Genomic DNA, 19,126 nt, shown 5'->3' with positions numbered 1-19,126 from the left:
ATGCGGCAGGCTATGGCGCCACCGACATGGCCGCCATCGTCGCCACCGGCGAAACCTGGCTGGCGGTGCCCGAGACGATCCGCGTCGAGTGGTCGGGCCGGTTCGGCGCAGGCGTTGCGGCCAAGGATATCATGCTGTTCCTGTGCCGCGAACTGGGCATGGACAACGCCTTCAAGGCCATTGAATACGGCGGCGACACGGTCGAGGGCCTGTCGATGGCCGAACGCATGGTCCTGTGCAACATGGCCGCCGAACTGGGCTGCGAAGCCGGGGTCGTGGCGCCGGACCGGACCACCTTCGACTATCTGCGCGCGGCCGGGCGTCCGGTCGAGGATGAGGCGGCGGCGCTGGCGCTGGCGTCGGACCGCGATGCAGCCTACGCCGCCGTTCACCGTTTCAATGCGGCGACGCTGCAGCCGCAGATCGCCGCGCCGCATGATCCGTCACGCACTCAGGACGTGACCGAACACGCCGGGATCAAGGTGGATCAATGCTATATCGGCGCCTGCGTCGGGGCCAAGATCGAAGACCTGCGCATGGCCGCCGCCGTGTTGAAGGGCCGCAAGGTGTCGCCGGACACTCGCCTGCTGATCGCTCCGGCGTCTCAGAAAACCACGACGACAGCGACGCAGGACGGCACCTTGCAGACGCTGATGGAGGCGGGCGCGGTCCTGCTGCCCTCCGGCTGCGGCGCCTGTGCTGGCTATGGCGCCGGGGTGCTGGCGGACGGCGAGGTCTGCATCTCTTCGACCAACCGCAACTTCAAGGGGCGCATGGGGTCCAAGGAGGCGCAGGTCTATCTCGGCTCGCCCTATTCCGTGGCCGCCGCTGCCGTTGCAGGCCGCATCGCCGATCCGCGTCAGTTCCTGGGAGAGGCGGCATGAGCGGTCGGGCCTTCGTCTTCGGCGACAATATCGACACCGACGTCATGGCGCCGGGCACGCTGATGAAGCTGCCGCCCGAGGAACTGGCGCAGCATTGTCTGGCCGCAGTCGATCCTGACTTCGCCCGCACGGTGGCCAAGGGCGACTTCGTCGTCGGCGGTCGCAGCTTCGGCATCGGCTCGTCGCGCGAGCAGGCGGCGGTGTCGTTGGGCCTGCTGGGCGTGCGCGCCGTGATCGCGCGCTCTTTCGCCCGCATCTTCTGGCGCAATGCGATCAATCTGGGGGTGCCGTGCATCGCCCTTGAACAAGCGGGCGAGATTTCCGCAGGCGACCGGCTGGAGGTCGATCTGGCGGCTGGGCGTCTGACGAATCTGACGACGGGGCAAGGTTATGATTTCACGCCCCTGCCGCCGCACCTTATGGCCATGATGGATGACGGGGGGCTGATGCCGCACCTGAAGAAGAAGCTGGCAGGCGCCGCATGAGCGAGCGTCTGAACCTGCGTCGTCGGCTCAAGCAGTCGCCCGCCCTTCTGGCGCCGGGATGTTATGATGCCCTGTCCGGCCTGCTGATCCAGCAGGCGGGGTTCGAGGCGGCCTATCTGTCGGGCGCCTCGGTCGCCTATACTCAGCTGGGGCGGCCCGATATCGGCCTGGTCAGTCTGGATCACGTCGTTGACGTGGCGGCGCGCATCACCGAGCGGATCGACATCCCTCTGATCGTCGACGCGGACACCGGCTTCGGCAACGCCCTGAACATGGGCCGCACGGTGCGGCTGTTCGAGCGGGCGGGCGCCCGCGCCATCCAGATCGAGGACCAGACCTTCCCCAAGCGGTGCGGCCATCTGCGCGGCAAGGGCGTGATTTCGGCGCAGGAGATGGCGGGCAAGGTCCGCGCCGCCGTCGATGCCCGCCACGACGACGACACCCTGATCATCGCCCGCACTGACGCTATCGCGGTCGAAGGCTTTGAAGCGGCGATGGATCGTGCCGAACTGTTCCTTGAGGCCGGGGCCGACGTCCTGTTCGTCGAGGCGCCGCGCGATCTGGAGCAGATGCGGGCGGTGGCTGAACGCTTCGCCGCCCGCGTTCCTCTGCTGGCCAATATGGTCGAGGGCGGAGACACGCCGCTGAGTTCGGCCGACAGCCTGTCTGACCTTGGCTATCGTCTGGTCATTGCGCCGGGCGCGATGGTGCGGGCCGTCATTCCGGCTGTCGAAGCCTTCCTGTCGGTGCTGAAGCGCGATGGCGGCACGGCGGCGCACCGGGCGCACATGACCGACCTGATGGGGGTCAACGCCCGCATCGGCCTGGATGAGATGATGGCGCTGGGACAGCGATACGAAGCGCAGGAAGAGGAGAAGGCATGACCGTCGCAGACCCCAACCTCTACGACTACTGGCCCTATCGTGACCGGCCGAAGATCGTCTGGCCGGGCGGCAAGAAACTGGCCTTCTGGGTTGCGCCGAACATCGAGTTTTATGAGTTCGATCCCTCCAGGAACCCCGGCCGCGCCGGCTGGCCCAAGCCTGCGCCCGATGTCGTCGCCTATTCCCAGCGCGATTGGGGCAACCGCGTCGGCCACTGGCGGCTGATGGAACTGCTGGACAAATACGGCCTGCGCGGCTCGGTGTCGCTGAACGTCGCCCTGTGCGACCACCATCCTGAGATCATCGAGGCCTGCGTCGAACGGAACTGGGAGTTCTTTTCGCATGGTATCTACAACACCCGCTATTCCTACGGCATGGACGAGGCGCAGGAGCGCGCCATCATCGAAGACGCCATCCGCACGGTCGAGAAGGCCAGCGGCCAGCGTATTCGCGGCTATCTGGCTCCGGCTCTGACGCACACCGAACGGACGCTGGACCTGATCGCCGAGAACGACTTCTGGTACACCTGCGACCTGTTTCAGGACGACCAGCCGCAGCCGGTGAAGACGGCGTCAGGCAAGCTGATTTCGCTGCCCTATTCGCTGGAGGTGAACGACGTCATCACCTACGGCGCCCTGGGGATGAGCCCGGCGCGCTATACCGACATCCTGAAGCGGCACTTCGACCAGTTGCTGGAAGAGGGCGAGCAGAGCGGCACGGTCATGTGCATTCCCCTGCACGCCTATCTGGTCAGCCAGCCCCATCGCATCGGCCCGTTCGAAGAGGCGCTGAAACACATCATGGGCCACGCCGACGACGTGTGGTTCGCCACCGGCGCCGAAATCGCGGGCTACTATCGCGACCACTGCTGGGACCAGACGCAGGCCGACATCGCGGCCAAGGGCTGCGCGACCGGAGGAAAGGGGTTCGGCCATGGCGCTGCCTGAGGACTATCTGACCTATCCGCACCGCTCCTACGGCATGGATCAGACGCTGTATCCGTGGCGTCCGGCGACCGAGCGCCCGAAGATCGCCTGGCCGGACGGCAAGACGGCCGCCGCCATGATCGTGGTCCCGCTGGAGTTCCATCGCCTGAACCCGCAAGGCAAGCCGTTCAAGCATCCCGGCGCCATGCAGACCACCTATCCGGATCTGCGCCATTTCACCACGCGCGACTACGGCAATCGGGTCGGGGTGTTCCGCATTCTGGATGCGCTGAAGGCGAGAGGGCTGAAGGCGGTGTTTCCGATCAATGCGGTCCTGCTGGAACGTGCTCGACCGCTGGTCGAGGCTATCCTCGCTGACGGGCATGAGATCGCCGCCTATGGCTGGGAGGCGGACTGCATCCACTGGAGCGGGCTTGAGCAAGGCGTCGAAGCGGAATGGATCGGCCGCACGCGCGACGCCTTCGACAGGGCGGGGCTGAAGCCGCGCGCCTGGATGAGCCCGGCGCGGCAGCAGTCGTTCCAGACGCTGGCGCTGATTGCCGACGCGGGCTTCGATATCTGTCTGGACTGGGAGCAGGACACGGTTCCCGTGCCGATGCAGACCGACAAGGGCGTGGTCTGGGCGGCCCCTTTGTCGAATGAACTGGATGACCGCACCCTGCTGACCGTGCGCCTTCAGACCGAGGACGAATGGGCCGATCAGGTGGTTGAGGCGATCCGCCTGCACAAGGCCGAGGCCGACCGTTTCGGCGGCCAGGTCGTCGGCTTCACCCTGACCCCTTACGTCAGCGGCCTGCCGTTCCGGATGAAGTCTGTCCGTCGCGTGCTGGACGGTCTGGCGAAGGACGACGCCGTATGGACCGCCGGCGTCTCAGAGATTGTCGAGGCGGCGCGCGGCTGAGGCCGCCGTCGTCCCGGCTCCAGGCTCGGCCGTCGCCCCCAACCTTCGGCCGGGAAGCGTAAAAGCGTAAAAAGAAGGGCGGCGGATTTCGGTCCGCCGCCCTTCGATTTTTCAGGCTGCCGTCAGTTCAGCGCGCGGCCAGCCAGTCCAGCACTTCCTGCGCCGACACCACGTCGGCGTACTTCAGCTGAAGGTCGGTCAGATTGGCGTAGTGGTAGCTCTCGTGCTTGTCCGCCACGCACTCCTCGGCGACGATGGTGCGGAAACCATAGGACAGGCTGTCCACCGCCGTGGCGCGCACGCAGCCCGAGGTCGAGCCGCCCGTCACCAGCACCGTATCCACCTTGTGCCAGCGCAGGTAGGAGTTCAGCGGCGTCTCGAAGAAGGCCGAGGGCATCCGCTTGGTGTAGATCAGGTCCACAGCCTCATCGATCCGGCAGCGCGGATCGAGGGCGTGGCGCTCGGACCCGTATTTGATGTTCTGCAGGCTGTCGGGCGTATCGGTGCGCGTGCCCCAGACCCCGGCGTCCCCTGCATCGGCCTTATAGGCCACATGGCTCCAGATCACCGGCATCCCCTTGGCGCGCGCGGCGGCCGAGATGCGGTTGGTGAAGCCGATCTGGTCAGGGTGGGTCACATAGGCCGTCTTCGGAAACAGATCGGGGCGGGTGTAGGATTGCTGGAAGTCGACGTTCACCACGGCCAGTTTCTCGCCGAAGCCGAAACGGGCGCGGGCGGGGTTGGCCTTGACCGCCTCGAACAACTCGCGCGCCGTCTTGTTCTCGCAGATCATGGTCGGTTCGAAGACAAGGTCGCTCACGGTCGGTCCGTCCTTAATGGTATAAAGATAGGCCAACTATAGACCGTCCTGCGGCGGGCGCCAGCCGATCCTGAGATGGAGCAGCGGAAATCAGGCGCCGTCCTGCCAGTTTCCTTCTTCGCGACGGCTGAGCAGGTGATAGCGGAAGCGGTCGGCGTGATAATGGGCGTGAATATACTGAACCGGTTCGCCGTCGGCCCGGCGCATGATCCGCTCGATCCGGAGCAGGGGCGACCCGATCGCCACCTGGAGCGCCGAGGCCGCAGCGGTGTCGGCGCCGACTGACGAGATCCACAGCTCCGCCTCATGCGGCGTCGCCCCGGCTCGCTCCAGCAGGTCCAGCATGGACTGTTCAGCGAAGGCGGCGTCGTCACATCCGCTGGCCACGAACTCCGGCAACCACGACACCAGATAGGAAAACGGCGTCTCGCCCAGCCGACGCAGGCGGGTGATGCGCCTCACGGGCGCGCCGGGGCTGACGGCCAGCGCGTGCGCGACGTCGCTATCAGCCGCGACGGACCGGCTTTCCAGCAACTCGACCTGGGTTTCGTGCCCCATGGTCTTGAGCGATCCATCAGGGTGGAGAAGGATCCTGTCACCACAGGCAGTTCGACCTGCGGCGCCACCACCGTGCCGCGGCCCCGATGGCGCGTGACCAGGCCCGCATCGGCCAGTTCATTCATGGCGCGCTTGATCGTTATTCGCGACGCGCCCAGCAGTTCTGCGATCTGATGCTCACCGGGCAACAGGGAGCCGGGCGGAAACACGCCGCGCCGGATCCGCTCGGCGAGCAGCAGCCGAACCTGATGATACAGGGGGATCGGCAGCCGGTCGTCCAGAAGCTCGGGACGCAGGTCCAAGGCGTCGTCTGTCGGCGGGGATGATGTCATGCCGCCTTGTGTGGCGTGCGGCGGCGATGGAGACAAGCCGGAGTGGCCAAGCCGCTAAGGTCTGATAATAAGCACAAGTTCGCTAATTGACGACGCAGGCCCTGACGCCGGCGTGTGGAGGATGAGCTTGGCCAGACAGGGCGCCGGGGCAGGGACCGATATCGGTCGACGCAGCCTCAAGGCGGACGGCGGTTCCAGCAGCCTGCCGATCTACCACCAGCTGACCACCATTCTGCGTCAGCAGATCAAGGACAGCGCCTTTGCGCCGGAGCAGCCGCTGCCGTCCGAAATGCAGCTGGCGGCGGCCTATGACGTGTCGCGCGTGACGGTGCGGCGCGCGCTGGATCTGCTGGAACGCGAAGGCTGGATTCGACGCAAGCATGGCGTCGGCACCTTCGTCGCCCCCCGTGCTGATGAGGCGCAGCGAGAGGAAAGCCGGGTGTCGGGCCTGGTCGAGAACCTCATCACCCTGGGGCTTGAGACGACGGCGCGGCTGCTGGCCTATGAGCCCGAGGCGCCGACGCCGGCCGCCGTGCTCCAGGCGCTGGGCCTTCCCGCCGACGAGCGGGCGCTGCGGATCGAGCGCCTGCGTTTCTTCAAGGACAAGCCCCTGTCGGTGACGACGGTGTGGCTGCCTCGTTCCGTCGCCTCCCTGACGCCCCGCGGCGTCATCGATGACCGGCCGATCATGCGCATTCTGGAAAGCGGCGGGATACGCGCCCAGCGCGCCGAACAGACCATCAGCGCCATTCTCGCCGACGACGCGGCGGCCAATAAGCTGAATGTGGCCATCGGGGCGCCGCTGCTGCGCCTGCGCCGGACGGTGTTCGACGGCGACGGCCGCCCGTTCGAGCACCAAGTCGGCCTCTATAATCCTGATCAGTATGAGTACCACATGCTGCTGACGCGCGATAACAGCTCGGCCCGTCCGCAGTGGCGCCACATCGGTTGACGCGAAGCGCGGCGGGACAGGCCCGCCGCGACCCCGTCGGGATCAGACGCCGAACTTGCGCAGCGGCACGTCGGCCAGAGGAATGGTCGTCGTCTTCTCTTCGGTGAAGAAGGCCATGGAGGCGGCGGCGCCGTCGCGGCCCAGGCCTGAATCCTTCACCCCGCCGAACGGCGCGCGCAGTTCACGCACCATCGGGGTGTTGACCCACATCAGACCGGTGCGAACGGCCTGACTGACCCTCAGGGCCTTGTCCACGTTTTGCGTCCAGCAATAGCCGACCAGGCCGAACTGGCTTTCATTGGCCATGCGGACGGCGTCCTCCATGTCGCTGAATTTCACGAAGGCGGCGAAGGGGCCGAAGATTTCCTCCTGACAGACGCGGTCGCTGTTGTTGGGCGCCAGGACGGCGGTCGGCTCGATGAAATAGCCTGGTCCGTCCAGCGCCTTGCCGCCGGTCAACAGGGTCGCGCCCTGACTTTTGGCGATGTCGACATAGGACAGGATGTGCTGACGGTGGCGGGCGGAGGCGATGGGGCCGATCTCTGTGGCGTCGTCCAGCGGGTCGCCGACGCGGATCTTTCGCGCCCGCTCGACGAAGCGATCCACGAACTCGTCGAAGATGGAATCCTGGACCAGAATGCGCGACCCGGCCAGGCACTGTTGCCCGTTGTTCGAGAAGATGGAGATCAAGGCGCCGTCCAGGGCCCGCTCCTGATCGGCGTCGGCGAAGATGATGTTGGCCGACTTGCCGCCCAGCTCCATCGCCGCCGGTTTCAGCCGTCGTCCGGCCGCCTGCATGATGTGGCGGCCCGTCTCGGTCCCGCCGGTGAAGGAGATCAGATCGACCTCGGGGTGATCCACTAGGGCGGCGCCCGTCACCGTCCCGCGCCCGTTCACCAGGTTGACCACGCCCGGCGGGGTGATGGTGTTGATGATCTCGACCATGCGGGCCAGGGACAGCGGAGTCTGCTCCGACGGCTTCAGCACGCAGGTGTTGCCGAAGGCGATGGCCGACGCGACCTTCATCGACGCCAGCGCCAGCGGCGAGTTCCACGGCGCGATCAGGGCAGCCACGCCGACGGGATGGCGCGTGACGAAGGTCAGGTGATCCTTGATCTGCTGCCAGACCTGGCCGGGCTGCTGGCTGATCGCCTCGGCGAAGAAGCGGAAATTATAGCCTGCGCGCACGACCTGGCGGCTGAGAACGTCGCGCAGGACGATGCCGGCATTCAGCGTTTCCAGCGTCGCCAATTCCACGGCGTGGGCGTCGATGGCGTCAGCGATCCGGTAAAGGATCGCCTGTCGGGCCTCTACCGACATCTCGCGCCAGGCGGGATCGTTGAAGGCCCGGCGGGCCGACCGGACCGCACGATCGACTTCCTCGGCGTCGGCTTCCTGCAGTTCGGAGATGACTTCGCCGTTGCCCGGATAATAGGCGGGCAGACGATGGCCGCCGCGCTCTGCGACATAGGCGCCGTCAATCAGGCTGGTGACCGTTTTGGGAGCCCAGTCGAACGGGGAGGCGGGGAGGGACATGAGCGGTCATCCTGATACTGTGGCGACTTGTGTTGTGTTTAAGCTAATACGTGATCGAGGCGGATCGCAAGGCGAGAGGGCGCGGTGAGGCAAAAGCTGCGTTATCGGCCCTTTGAGGCGTCGAAGTTTCCTTGAACGCACGAGGCTGCAGAGAAGTCTGCGACTCTTCCCTTGCCGGATTGTCGAACAAATGTATTAAGTCAGATACAAGTAGGCATGAGGTCGCCAATATGCAGCAATGGGACGCCCAAGTGGTCATCGTCGGCGCCGGCCCGGTCGGGTTGAGCGCGGCCTTGAGGCTGGAAGCTTTCGGGATTTCGGCCATCGTGCTTGAGGCCGAAACGGAGCTGCCGGAAGACCTGCGGGCGTCGACGTTTCATCCCCCGACGCTGGACATGCTGGCGCAGTACGGGCTGGCCGAGCCGCTGATCGCTCAGGGGCTGAAGTGCGAACAGTGGCAGATCCGGCATCATGAAACCGGCGAACGCGCCGTCTTCGACCTGTCCTACCTGCACGGCGAGACGCAGCATCCCTTCCGGCTGCAGTGCGAGCAATTTCGTCTGTGCCGTATCCTGGCCGACCACCTGTCAGATGCGCGGCATGTCGAAATCCGTATGGGCGCAACGGTGTGCGCCGTGGATCAGGATGCAGACGGCGTCAACGTCACCTATGAGCAGGGCGGTCAGGCGCAGACTCTGCGCTGTCGCTATCTGATCGGGGCGGACGGCGCCCGCAGCGCGGTGCGGACCCTGCTGGGGTGGGAGCTTGACGGCAAGACCTATCCTGAGACGACCATCCTCGCGATCACGGACTTCCCTTTCGAAGAACATCTGGAGGGGCTTTCGAACGTCAACTACTGCTGGACGGACGGCGGCACCTTCTCCCTGCTCAAGCTGAAGGATTTCTGGCGCTGTAGCCTCTATCCGCGCGGCGAAGAGTCCATCGAGGACGCGCTGGAGCCCGCCAGCATCGAGCGCAAGCTTCAGGCCATCGTCGCAAGGGACGAACCATACAAGGTGCTGGAGATCCGTCCCTATCGCGTGCACATGCGGATCGCGCCGGACTACCGCAGCGGACGGGTCGTGCTGGCGGGCGACGCCGCCCACATCAACAGCCCGTCCGGCGGAATGGGCATGAATGGCGGCGTCCATGACGCGTTCAACCTGACCGAGAAGCTGAAGGCCGTGCTGGAAGGCGCCGACGAGAGGCTGCTGGATCTCTACACCCGCCAGCGCCGCCCTATCGCCGAGCAGGAGATACTGGCCCAGGCGGATCGCAACCGTGGGCGGATGCAGGAGCGCGACCCGGAACGCCGCAAGGTCATGATGGCCGAGATGCAGGCCATGCTGGCCGATCCTGTGCGGCACAAGGACTATGTGATGCGGTCATCCATGATCGACGGCCTGCGCAAGGCGGCGACGCTGACCTGAGGCGAGGCTCCTCCGCGCGTCGCTGCTTGAGGGAGCATCGGCGAAAGCGGAAGGGGGCGCGGGCGACGGGCCGGGATGCGAAGGCGTCCCGGCCCGTTTTCGCATCAGGCGCCTAACTGTCCCTTGAGGGCGTCGACCTCTTCCTGAAGTACGTAGAACACACGGTCGGTCAGCGCCGCGTGGCGCGCGCGGCGCGCGGCCTGTTCCTGCTCGGTCAGGACATGATGATCGACGGCGTCTGGCGACAGAACGCCCTGGGCGGCCAGCAGGTTTTCCAGCGTCGCCACCCGGTCGCTCAACCCGGCCACCTCAGTCACCAGGGCGGTGATGATGGCGGTCAGCCGGTCATTGGCGGTGTCTTCGAAGAAGGTCGGGCGGGGCGGCTTGGGCGTGGACATCGGGAAACTCCTCGAAACGAAATCAGAATAGGGCGTCAGGCGATCTTCAGCCGGGCGTGAACGGCGGGGAAACGGCTCCATAACCGTTCGCGCCAGGCAGCGTCGGCGCCAGCCATTCCGTGATCAGCGGCCGCTCTTCCAGTCCCAAATGACGCGCGACCGACCAGGCTGTGGCCAGGTTGGAGGACAGGATCGGGATATCCGTTTCCTCGCTGGCAACGGCCAGGGCGGCCAGGCTTGGCGCGCCCGTTCCCATGACGATCACGGCGTCGGCGACGCCCGCCTTCAGGCCTTGGCGCAGCCCTGTCAGCAGGGTGGCGGCCGTCTGGCCGTAGATCGGGTGGGCCGCGCCATGCGCGAGGGGCGACTGGATGACAGCGGCCACATCATATCCCGCCGCGCGCCAGTGGTCCTGAGCGGCCTCGGTCAAGGCAGAAGGGTAAGGGCTGACCAGGGTGATGCGCTGCGCTCTCAGCGATTGCAGGCCATCCTTCAGCGCATCGGCGGCGCAGACGACAGGACAGGGCCCGTGGCGACGCTCCAGCGCTTCCGGCCGACGCCGCGAAGGGCCCAGCAGATAGGTCGAGCCGGTGCAGGCGAACGCAACGGCGTCCAGAGGCGCGTCGCCGAAAGGGGCCAGCCATTCCTCAAGCCGCGTCTCATAGGCCCTCAGTCTGGCGCTCATCTCGGAAGCGGGCGCATACATGCGCGCTGTCAGCAGGTTCACGTCCGGCGGCATCAGCAGCGACAGCTCGGGCTCGGCGGTCGGGTTTTCGGCCGGGGTCAGCAGGGCCACCACGCCGCGCGCGCCCAGATCGGGCCGATCGTGCTCCACACCGGATGCAGCGTGACCAGGGGGCGGCGAGATTGAAGGCATGGTCCGATCCGACGAAGAGACTTCCGCATAAGAGGTATTTGAGATAATACATCATGAAAGACTGAACGCCAGTCGAACATGGAGGAGAGCGCATGATCATCGACCGTACGGCCACCCATGAACTTCTGGCGCGGCCGCTTCACGACGAGGCGGCGCGCACCCAGTACATCGTGCAGTTGAAAAACCGGCTGCGCCGCTATGAGGACGCCAACAAGGTCGCCCTGGACGCCCGCGCTGGGCCCGCCTTCAAGGCCGCCTCGGGCAGGGCGCCCGAAACCGTCGAGGACATCACGGCGGCCATGGTCCGTGATCCCTTCTACCAGATCTGGAGCGCCTTCAGCCGCAGCGCTCAGGACGTCATGTGGAACTCGGTGGGAGAGACCATTCATCGCGAACTGCCGCGCATGAAGGAGGTCGCCGTCAGTCTGGCCCAGGCGCCGGCGGGCGGCAGCTGCGAAACCAGCCCCGACTTTGCGGCTCCGGCCGACGCCTATGCCGGCCACATCCACGGCCAGCCCGGCGGCTATATGCTGGGCGAGGGTTCAGCCGACGACTTCACGGCCGGGGCCTTCTATGAAAGCGGCGGAAACGCCTATTCGCTGGGCGTCGGCATCGGCACGCGCGACTCCAAATCTGCGGCCGTCATTGAATTCCTGGCTGAGCGTTATCCCGGCTTCAAGCCGCGTCGCATTCTGGATCTGGCCTGTTCTTCGGGAGGCGCCACGGTCGGCTATGCGGCGGCCTTTCCCGAGGCCGAGGTTTACGGCGTCGACGTGGCGCCGGGTCTGCTGCGCTACGCCCATATCCGGGCCGAGGCGATGGGATTGAAGGCGCACTTCCGTCAGATGGATGCGGGCGCCATGCCGTTCGAGGACGAAAGCTTTGATCTGGTCGTGTCGCACAACATGATGCACGAGGTCTCGCGCTCTTCGCTCGGCCGCATTTTCAGCGAGGCGCGCCGTGTGCTGCGTCCCGGCGGCGTGGTCGTGCACCAGGACGTGCCGATGAAGGGCGCCGATTTCAGCGCCTTCGAGAAGTTCATCTTCGCCTGGCAGACCAAGAACAACGACGAACCCTTCTGGGACGAGTTCCTGGCGACACAGGCGCCGGACGTCATGCTCGAAGCGGGTTTCCCGGCTGACGAAGTGCTGGAGACGACGGTGCGGATGCGGGACGGCCCGCGCGCCTGGTATATCGTGCTGGGCGAGAAGCCCGACGCTGAGGGACGTCGCGGCACGGCTCTCACCCGCTGATCGACCCGGCGATCAAATGATGAAAAAGGCCCCGGACGCATCGCCGTCCGGGGCCTTTTGCATTACCGGCCAGAAGCTGCCCGAGGCCGGGGCCTCAAAGAAAAAGGGCCCGCAGCGTGAACTGCGGGCCCAACCAGCTTCCGGGAGGCAGGTCAGAAGTTGGCTTCGTAAGTCAGGCCGATCTGACGGCCGCGCGGCAGGGAGCCCACAAAGCCGCGACGGTTGGTGGTGAAGTCCGAATAGCGGACGATGCCGACAGGATCGATGTTGTCGAAGATGTTGCGGCCGAACAGGATCACCCGGTGCGGGCCGCGCTCCCACCCCAGCTGCACGTTGGCGGTGTCGCGGCCGTCCACCCAGGCCAGGTTGGCGACCTGATCATATTTCTTGGAGCGGAAGGAATAGGTGCCGTCGACGAAGAAGCGGTTCTCGCCGACGTACCAGGCGTAGTTGCTGCCCAGGGAGTACTGGATCTTGGGCGCGTTGGGGATCGCCTTGCCGCTGACGTCGCCGTCGCCGCCGGTCAGGGTGGCGAAGTCCGGGTCGAACGCATTGGTGTATTCGGAATCCGCATAGGCGAAGGTGCCGCGCACGGACCAGTCGGAGGTGATCTTGGCCTGGGCCTCGACTTCGACGCCCTTGACCTCGACCTCGCCGACGTTGCGGATGAAGGAGACGGTCTCGGTCGAGGACAGATTGGCCACCTGGGTCATCTGCTGGTTCGACCAGTCGATATAGTAGCCGGCGACGTTCAGGCGGACGCGGCGATCGAACAGATCGCTCTTGAAGCCCAGTTCATAGTTCCAGGCGGTCTCTTCGCCGTAGGAGCGATCCGCGGGGCTCAGGCGCACGTCGGTGTTGAAGCCGCCCGGCTTGTTGCCGCGCGCCACCAGGCCATAAAACATCAGGTCGTCAGTGGCCTTGTACGACATGGTGAAACGCGGGTTGGTCGAGCGATAGGTCGCTTCGTAATCGAAGTTGGAATCGCCGCCGGTCAGGTGGAGCTTTTCTTCGGCGACCCGCACTTCGGCCGTGCCCGACAGCTTGTCGGTGAAGTCGAAGCCGACCAGGCCGAAGGCGGCCAGGTTTTCCGTTTCGATCGTGCCGTTGTCCTGCAGGGCGCGTGAGACATAGCGATAACGCCCGTCCCAGCGGTCGCTGTTGAAATAATAGGCCCCGGCCATCCAGTGCAGGCGTTCGCCGCGCGGCGAGGCGATGCGGAACTCCTGGCTGAAGCCCTTGATGTTCACCCGGTCGTCGACATGCAGCGAACCGCCCAGCAGACGCTGGGGCAGGTAATCAAGGTCGGCCTTTCGATGCTCTTCGGAATCGTTATAGGCGCTGATCGAGGTCAGGGTGTAGCCGCCGTGATCGTATTCGGCGGTCAGGCTCAGACGGCCGGTCTTGCGTTCCACGCCGCCGCCGCCGATTTCATCCAGATTCAGGCCGATCATGTCGGGCGTGACGTTGATGGCGCCGCAATAATACTGGGTGCGCGTGTTCAGATAGCAGTTGTTGGCGCTCGAGCGTTGGATCGCCATCGGCTCGTGGCCGTCGTTGTTATGGGCGTACGAGCCGCGCAGGATGAAGCTCAGTTCCGACGTCGGCGTGTACATCAGCGCCAGGGTGCCGCCGACGGTCTTTTCCTGACCGATGGTCTTGCCGTCGCTGGGCGTGCCGGGCGCGTTGTTCCGGTACTCGCCGCCATAGGTGTAGTAGTTGACGGACGCCTGGGCCGACAGCACGTCCTTCACCAGCGGCCCGCTGAGGCCCATCAGGAAGTTGTATTCGTCATGCTCGGCCGCGGTGGCGCGGATCAGGGCCTCGACGTCCTGCGACGGCTTGCGTGTCGTGTAGCTGATCGCGCCCGAGAAGGTCTGGCGGCCGTACAGGGCCGACTGCGGTCCCTTGATCACCTCGACCTGATCGACGAAGGCCATTTCGGTGGCGAACAAGCTGTCCGGGATATAGACGCCGTCGATGAAGGAGGCGGCGTTGGGCGCGCCGAAGACGTTGGCCTGGCCGCGAATGACCGGGCGCTCGAAGCGGCGGCCCTGGTCTTTCTCGATGTTCAGACCCGGCGCGATCGAGGACAGATCCGTAACGTCTCGAATGCCGCGACGCTGCATTTCCTCGGCGTTCAGGGCGGTAATGGCCAGCGGGACCTCTTGCAGACGCTCGCTGGTCTTGCGTGCGGTGACTATGATGTCATCGACCTGGGCGGTTTCTTGGGCTGCGGCGACGCTGGCCAGGACGCTGAAGCCGGCCGCGACGGCAGTCATGGCTAAGGCGTGGGTACAATGTTTCACGGTGGCTCCCCTGTCATGCCCTCTTGGCCGAGCATGTATCTTTATGAATACGTGCGATGTCGACATAACCTGAGCTTTCTGTCAATCAGTCCACATGAAAACCTGACAAACGCACGCGACGAGCCGTGCCGTTCGGTCGTCCCAGGGCTGCCCTAGAATTTAGAGGTATTCAAATGCACTCGTCATGGCTGGGCCGTGCGCGCAAGGCGCTGTCGTGCGGGCCGCCCCCGGATAGCGCACAGTGGTCTGCTCGACGCCCAGAGCGTGACGCTCCCGACTTTCGCCTAACTCCTAGGCAGACTGCAGGTTACCGGTCGCCTCGCGCCAACCGGCGGGCCTGACCGCCTTTCTCTCCAGCAGGTCCTTTCGAGGTTAAGCGCGTGACGCCAGCGCGGCTGATCCAGAGGTCGGGATGGGGCGTATTGTGCGCGGGTGCGGTTTGGAGTTCCGACTGTCGTGAAGCGCTTACCTCATCAGGCAGAGCCGGCGGATTCCGGGATGATCGTCTACTACGACGGCGGGTGCCCGCTCTGCTCTCGGGAAATCAGGGTGATGCGGCGGCTGGACCGTCACAGGCGTCTGTCCTTCCTCGACGTGACGCGGCACGATGTGGGGGATATGGACCGCGACGCGCTGCTCCGTCAGTTTCATGTGCGCGGGACCGACGGTCAGACCGTTAGCGGAGCCGCAGCCTTCGCCGCCGTCTGGCGCGAGCTTCCGGCTTTGAACTGGCTCGGCCGACTGGCGACAATCCGACCTGTCGCCGCAGTTCTGGAGTGGGCCTACCGAGGCTTCCTGCGCCTTCGCCCTCGCCTGCAGAGGGTCGTTCGCCGCCTGGAACGCGAAGGCGAGGGGGTATAATGCAGGCCCCGCGCTCAGCGATGATCCTGGGCTGGTCCGGCGTTCTGCCCTTTGCCGGCCTTGTGGGGGCTCTGGCGTTTGGGCTGGGCGATTCTGAACAGGTCGCGGGCGCCCTGCGGCTGTACGGGGCGATTATTCTGTCCTTCATGGGCGGCGTCCACTGGGGCGTCGCGACGTTGAGAAATGAAGATGAGGCGCCGCCTTATGTCGTCAGCGTCCTGCCCGCGCTGTGGGCCTTTGCCATGGGGTTCGCCCCGACGACGATCGGTCTGGTCGGGCTCGCCGCCGGTTTCTGCCTCCTGCTGGCCTATGATCTGAGACGCGTCCGGCGTGGCGACCTTCCGCAATGGTATGGTCGGATCCGTGTATGGCTCACTTTGGCAGTCTGCGTTTGCCTGATCGCGGCGTCCGCCGTGCTCCTGACCGCTAGACTTTGACGCCGAGATCGCGGGTCTTCCCCAGGATCTGAGCCGCATCGTCGCCGAGCGCCGCGCCGACCTTCACCGGCCTAAGCCTTCGTCCGCGCCGCTGATCGGCGCAGCGCCGAGAGCCAGCCGCGCGGCTTCCGCCTCTGCCAGCAAGGCGGCGCGTTTCGCCTCTCCAAAGCCGTCCAGCGTGCGATAGGGCATGGCCAGGCGGGCGTTGTGGCGAAGGCGCGGGCGATTGCGTTCCAGGAAGCCCCAGTAGAGACGGTTGAACGGACAGGCGCCATCGCCGCTCTTGCCCTTCACGTCATAGCGACAGCCGCCGCAGTAGTCGCTCATGCGCTGGATATAGGCGCCGGACGCCGCGTAGGGCTTGGAGCCGACGATCCCCCGTCCGCAAAGGTCGCCATGCCCCGCGTGTTCGGCATCTCGACCCACTCATAGGCGTCGGCATAGACGGTCATGTACCAGTCATCGACGGCGTCGGGATGAACCCCCAGCATCATGGCCAGATTGCCGGTGATCATCAGGCGCTGGATATGGTGGGCGTAGGCGTTGGCGCGGGTGGCGGACACCACGTCGGCGACGCAGGCCATGTCCGTCTCGCCTGACCAGAAGAACCAGGGCAGGGTGCGGTCCGCGTCCAGAAAGTTCATGCGCCCGTACTCGGGCGTTTTCAGCCAATAAACGCCGCGCACGAACTCTCGCCACCCCAGGATCTGGCGGATGAAGCCCTCGACCGCGTTCAGGGGCGCGGCGCCGGCCCGATAGACGGCTTCGGCTCGTCGGCAGACGTCCAGCGGGTCCAGCAGGCCCATGTTGATCGCCGTCGAGACCAGGCCGTGCCACATCCAGGGCTCGCCGTGCGCCATGGCGTCCTGCCAGTCGCCGAAGGCGGGCAGGATGCGCGCCAGAAAGGTCTCCAGCGCGGCCTCGGCCTCTTCGACCGTGGTCGGCCATCCGAAATCGTCCAGATCGCCGAAATGGTCGGGAAACAGGCGCGCGACGTCGGCGATCGCGCCCTTCGTCGTGGCCGAGGGGGCGGTGCGCAGCCGAGGGGGCGGGCGCAGTCCCCTGGTCAGCTTCTTGCGGTTCTCGGCGTCGTAGTTCCAGCGACCGCCTTCGGGATCGGCGCCCTCCATCAGCAGGCCCGTCTCGCGGCGCATCTCGCGATAGAAATACTCCATTCTGAGTTCGCGCTTGTCGGCGGCCCAGCGTCGAAAACGAGCATGGGAACAGATGAAGCGCCGGTCCTCGCGGATCTCGACCGGCAGGCCGGCGGTCGCGGCGAAGGCCGCGAAGGCTTCGGCCAGCCTGACTTCGCCGGGCTCGGTGATCACGACGCGGGCATAGGTGTCGTGCGTAAGGGCGCGATGCAGTTCGCCTATGATGGAATGCGTGTTGTCGGGGGCGTCGATGCGGACATAGCGAACCGTCACGCCTCGCGCCGTCAGCCGGTTCGCGTGCGCGCGCATGGCGGCGAAGGTCAGCGCGATCTTCTGCTTGTGATGACGCACATAGGTCGCCTCGTCCCGCACCTCCGCTATCAGCACGACGTCGCGCGCCGCCTCCAGATCAGTCAGGCCGGCCAGGCTGTCTGAAAGCTGATCGCCGAGCACCAGCCGCAGGATCCTCGCGTCATCCACCCGCGTCATGACGGCATCGACGAAGGACGGACAGGCTTGCCCGCATCATCGACGGGCGTCTTTCGGGAGGCGCAACGCGCGCTGCAGTAGATCACGTTCGGCCAGTCTCTTTGCCATTTCTTGCGCCACGCGAAGGGCCGGGCGCAGACGGGACAGGTCTTGGAAGGCAGGTCCTTCTTCTGAACTCGCCGCATCCAAGTCACCTTCCGCCCTGCAAGAGGGGTCCCGCCTCAGTCGGGCTTTATTACGCTCCAGCCCTCGGTTGGATCAGGTCTAGCCGCCTCCATTCAGCGGACTGTCGGGGAAGGGGCGGCTTTGGGGCCTGTCGAGGGGCCCTTTCTCGTCACGAGGAGGAGGCCTCAGAGGACCGGCCCCGCGTCTTCCAGAGCGACCACAACACCCCGGCGGCCAAGATGAAGGCCGTGATGGCCAGCGACCATTCCGCAGGAAACTTCTCCCAGCCCAAGAGGTCGGCCACAAAAACCTTGCCGCCTATGAACACCAGCAGCACGGCCAGCGCCTGCTTGAGATAGGCGAAGCGGTGGATGATGGCGGCGAGCGCGAAATAGAGCGCCCGGAGCCCCAGGATGGCGAAGATGTTCGAGGTGTAGACGATGTAGGGGTCAGTGGTGATGGCGAAAATCGCCGGCACCGAGTCCACAGCGAAGATCACGTCCGCGATCTCGATCATCACCAGCGCCAGGAAAAGCGGCGTGGCCCAGAGGGCCGGGCGTCCGGTCTTCGGGTGGGGCTCCCGCACGAAGAACCTCTGGCCGTGCAGCTGGTCGGTGATTCTGAGATGCCCGCGCATCCACTTCACCAGCGGATTGGCGCCCACGTCGGCATGTCCGTCGCCGGCGAAAAACATCTTGATGCCGGTGAAGATCAGGAAGGCGGCGAAGATGTAGAGCACCCAGCCGTACTGGCTGACCAGGGCCGCGCCCGCGCCGATCATGATGGCCCTGAGCACGATGACGCCCAGGATGCCCCAGAAAAGCACTCGGTGCTGCAGCGCCCTCGGAATAGCGAAGTAGCCGAAGATCATGGCGATGACGAAGACGTTGTCCATCGCCAGCGACTTCTCGATCGCGAAGCCTGTCAGGTATTCCATGCCCGACTGGCTGCCCAGCTCCCGCCAGACCCAGCCGCCGAAAAGGAGCGCGACGGCGATGTACATGCTGGAGAGCAAGAGGCTCTCACGCACGCCGATCTCGTGCTGGTCGCGGTGAAGGACGCCCAGGTCCAGCACCAGCAGCGCCACGACCACGCCCATGAACGCCAGCCACATCCAGGCCGGCTTGCCCAGCCATTCGGTCAGGAAGAAAGTCATCAGGTCCATAAGGACACCCCTTGTTCAAGGAGCGACCCCGGCGCGCAATTTGGGGGATCGACCAGAAAGGGGTAGTCGCGCACCGAGATCACTCGATGCGGTCCGACATCACGTCTGCCATCAGACGTCAGAGGGGCCCGGTCCGCTGATCCATAATTTACCGGGCCCGAACTTTCCCGGCAAGCCGAAACCGATGCGGGGCGGCCGAGCCTAGTGCAGGATAGACGGACTGGGCGGCGGCGCCCCGAGCGAGAGCGGCCAAGCGCCGATCTGGCCTGTTCCGCGCCGGGCGTTCTGC

21 protein-coding genes are annotated in these 19,126 nt (G+C 65.6%); 10 read left to right on the top strand and 11 right to left on the bottom strand.

The window, feature by feature from the left end; genetic code table 11:
- The first annotated feature begins 26 nt into the window (after nucleotides 1–26).
- The 5 genes from V8F63_RS14855 to V8F63_RS14835 are packed head-to-tail and all read left to right on the top strand — an operon-like array spanning nucleotide 27 to nucleotide 4,101.
- Entirely contained in the window at nucleotides 27–884 is an 858-nt protein-coding gene (locus tag V8F63_RS14855; RefSeq protein ID WP_392353884.1) for an aconitase family protein, read from the top strand.
- Nucleotides 881–1,369, top strand: coding sequence for a 3-isopropylmalate dehydratase (locus V8F63_RS14850; RefSeq protein ID WP_392353883.1), 489 nt, complete (start codon nucleotides 881–883; stop codon nucleotides 1,367–1,369). Before V8F63_RS14855 ends, V8F63_RS14850 begins: the two co-directional genes overlap by 4 nt.
- Nucleotides 1,366–2,253 carry an isocitrate lyase/PEP mutase family protein gene (locus V8F63_RS14845; protein ID WP_024354897.1) on the top strand — a complete coding sequence of 296 codons (888 nt, stop codon included), beginning with the start codon at nucleotides 1,366–1,368 and terminating at the stop codon, nucleotides 2,251–2,253. Before V8F63_RS14850 ends, V8F63_RS14845 begins: the two co-directional genes overlap by 4 nt.
- Complete coding sequence (locus V8F63_RS14840; protein WP_392353882.1) at nucleotides 2,250–3,200, top strand: polysaccharide deacetylase family protein; 951 nt, start codon at nucleotides 2,250–2,252, stop codon at nucleotides 3,198–3,200. The genes V8F63_RS14845 and V8F63_RS14840 overlap by 4 nt, the downstream gene beginning before the upstream one ends.
- Complete coding sequence (locus tag V8F63_RS14835; protein WP_392353881.1) at nucleotides 3,187–4,101, top strand: polysaccharide deacetylase family protein; 915 nt, start codon at nucleotides 3,187–3,189, stop codon at nucleotides 4,099–4,101. The genes V8F63_RS14840 and V8F63_RS14835 overlap by 14 nt, the downstream gene beginning before the upstream one ends.
- Nucleotides 4,102–4,228: 127 nt before the next feature.
- Here V8F63_RS14835 and V8F63_RS14830 read toward each other — a convergent pair whose 3' ends face one another.
- The 3 genes from V8F63_RS14830 to V8F63_RS14820 all read right to left on the bottom strand — a co-directional run bounded on the left by V8F63_RS14830 (nucleotide 4,229) and on the right by V8F63_RS14820 (nucleotide 5,781).
- A complete protein-coding gene (locus tag V8F63_RS14830) occupies nucleotides 4,229–4,921 on the bottom strand; it encodes an isochorismatase family protein (RefSeq protein WP_245559492.1) in 693 nt (230 codons plus the stop codon).
- Nucleotides 4,922–5,011: 90 nt separating this feature from the next.
- Nucleotides 5,012–5,479, bottom strand: coding sequence for a UTRA domain-containing protein (locus tag V8F63_RS14825; RefSeq protein WP_392353880.1), 468 nt, complete (start codon nucleotides 5,477–5,479; stop codon nucleotides 5,012–5,014).
- The gene (locus V8F63_RS14820) at nucleotides 5,380–5,781 is read right to left on the bottom strand and encodes a GntR family transcriptional regulator (protein WP_392353879.1); all 402 of its coding nucleotides are present in this window, start codon (nucleotides 5,779–5,781) and stop codon (nucleotides 5,380–5,382) included. The genes V8F63_RS14825 and V8F63_RS14820 overlap by 100 nt, the downstream gene beginning before the upstream one ends.
- A 157-nt stretch (nucleotides 5,782–5,938) precedes the next feature.
- On the opposite strand from V8F63_RS14820, the gene V8F63_RS14815 reads away from it, so the two are divergent.
- Nucleotides 5,939–6,763, top strand: coding sequence for a GntR family transcriptional regulator (locus tag V8F63_RS14815; protein WP_392353878.1), 825 nt, complete (start codon nucleotides 5,939–5,941; stop codon nucleotides 6,761–6,763).
- A 42-nt stretch (nucleotides 6,764–6,805) separates the two neighbouring features.
- Here V8F63_RS14815 and V8F63_RS14810 read toward each other — a convergent pair whose 3' ends face one another.
- Nucleotides 6,806–8,299 carry an aldehyde dehydrogenase gene (locus tag V8F63_RS14810; RefSeq protein ID WP_392353877.1) on the bottom strand — a complete coding sequence of 498 codons (1,494 nt, stop codon included), beginning with the start codon at nucleotides 8,297–8,299 and terminating at the stop codon, nucleotides 6,806–6,808.
- A gap of 230 nt (nucleotides 8,300–8,529) precedes the next feature.
- Between V8F63_RS14810 and V8F63_RS14805 the strand changes: the two genes are divergently transcribed.
- Nucleotides 8,530–9,729, top strand: a complete 1,200-nt coding sequence (locus tag V8F63_RS14805) for an FAD-dependent monooxygenase (RefSeq protein WP_392353876.1) — start codon at nucleotides 8,530–8,532, stop codon at nucleotides 9,727–9,729.
- 104 nt (nucleotides 9,730–9,833) lie between these two features.
- Here V8F63_RS14805 and V8F63_RS14800 read toward each other — a convergent pair whose 3' ends face one another.
- Both V8F63_RS14800 and V8F63_RS14795 read right to left on the bottom strand, forming a co-directional pair.
- The gene (locus V8F63_RS14800) at nucleotides 9,834–10,127 is read right to left on the bottom strand and encodes a hypothetical protein (protein ID WP_024354889.1); all 294 of its coding nucleotides are present in this window, start codon (nucleotides 10,125–10,127) and stop codon (nucleotides 9,834–9,836) included.
- A 46-nt stretch (nucleotides 10,128–10,173) separates the two neighbouring features.
- A complete protein-coding gene (locus V8F63_RS14795) occupies nucleotides 10,174–10,962 on the bottom strand; it encodes a hypothetical protein (protein WP_392353875.1) in 789 nt (262 codons plus the stop codon).
- 134 nt (nucleotides 10,963–11,096) lie between these two features.
- Here V8F63_RS14795 and V8F63_RS14790 point away from each other — a divergent pair, with 134 nt between their 5' ends.
- Nucleotides 11,097–12,257 (top strand): class I SAM-dependent methyltransferase, encoded by a 1,161-nt coding sequence (locus tag V8F63_RS14790; RefSeq protein ID WP_392353874.1) that lies wholly within the window; start codon nucleotides 11,097–11,099, stop codon nucleotides 12,255–12,257.
- A 152-nt stretch (nucleotides 12,258–12,409) separates the two neighbouring features.
- On the opposite strand, the gene V8F63_RS14785 is transcribed toward V8F63_RS14790, so the two are convergent.
- The gene (locus V8F63_RS14785) at nucleotides 12,410–14,539 is read right to left on the bottom strand and encodes a TonB-dependent receptor domain-containing protein (RefSeq protein ID WP_313632987.1); all 2,130 of its coding nucleotides are present in this window, start codon (nucleotides 14,537–14,539) and stop codon (nucleotides 12,410–12,412) included.
- Nucleotides 14,540–15,064: 525 nt separating this feature from the next.
- On the opposite strand from V8F63_RS14785, the gene V8F63_RS14780 reads away from it, so the two are divergent.
- Nucleotides 15,065–15,427: a thiol-disulfide oxidoreductase DCC family protein gene (locus V8F63_RS14780; protein WP_025977511.1), complete on the top strand. Its 363-nt coding sequence runs from the start codon at nucleotides 15,065–15,067 to the stop codon at nucleotides 15,425–15,427.
- Nucleotides 15,428–15,447: 20 nt separating this feature from the next.
- Nucleotides 15,448–15,864, top strand: coding sequence for a DUF3429 domain-containing protein (locus tag V8F63_RS14775; protein WP_392353873.1), 417 nt, complete (start codon nucleotides 15,448–15,450; stop codon nucleotides 15,862–15,864).
- 63 nt (nucleotides 15,865–15,927) lie between these two features.
- Here V8F63_RS14775 and V8F63_RS14770 read toward each other — a convergent pair whose 3' ends face one another.
- The 4 genes from V8F63_RS14770 to V8F63_RS14755 form a co-directional block, all read right to left on the bottom strand.
- Nucleotides 15,928–16,191 (bottom strand): hypothetical protein, encoded by a 264-nt coding sequence (locus tag V8F63_RS14770; protein ID WP_392353872.1) that lies wholly within the window; start codon nucleotides 16,189–16,191, stop codon nucleotides 15,928–15,930.
- The gene (locus V8F63_RS14765; RefSeq protein ID WP_392353871.1) at nucleotides 16,188–17,507 is read right to left on the bottom strand and encodes a cryptochrome/photolyase family protein; all 1,320 of its coding nucleotides are present in this window, start codon (nucleotides 17,505–17,507) and stop codon (nucleotides 16,188–16,190) included. The genes V8F63_RS14770 and V8F63_RS14765 overlap by 4 nt, the downstream gene beginning before the upstream one ends.
- Nucleotides 17,504–17,692 (bottom strand): DUF2256 domain-containing protein, encoded by a 189-nt coding sequence (locus V8F63_RS14760; protein ID WP_134581202.1) that lies wholly within the window; start codon nucleotides 17,690–17,692, stop codon nucleotides 17,504–17,506. Before V8F63_RS14760 ends, V8F63_RS14765 begins: the two co-directional genes overlap by 4 nt.
- Before the next feature lie 149 nt (nucleotides 17,693–17,841).
- Complete coding sequence (locus V8F63_RS14755; protein WP_134581201.1) at nucleotides 17,842–18,837, bottom strand: TerC family protein; 996 nt, start codon at nucleotides 18,835–18,837, stop codon at nucleotides 17,842–17,844.
- Nucleotides 18,838–19,126 lie beyond the last annotated feature (289 nt).

The organism is Brevundimonas sp. LF-1 (genome assembly GCF_037055305.1).
In the GTDB taxonomy this organism is placed as follows: Bacteria; Pseudomonadota; Alphaproteobacteria; order Caulobacterales; family Caulobacteraceae; genus Brevundimonas; species Brevundimonas sanguinis.
Note: the sequence above shows the minus strand (reverse complement) of the source record. Positions and strands in the feature narration are given on the sequence as shown.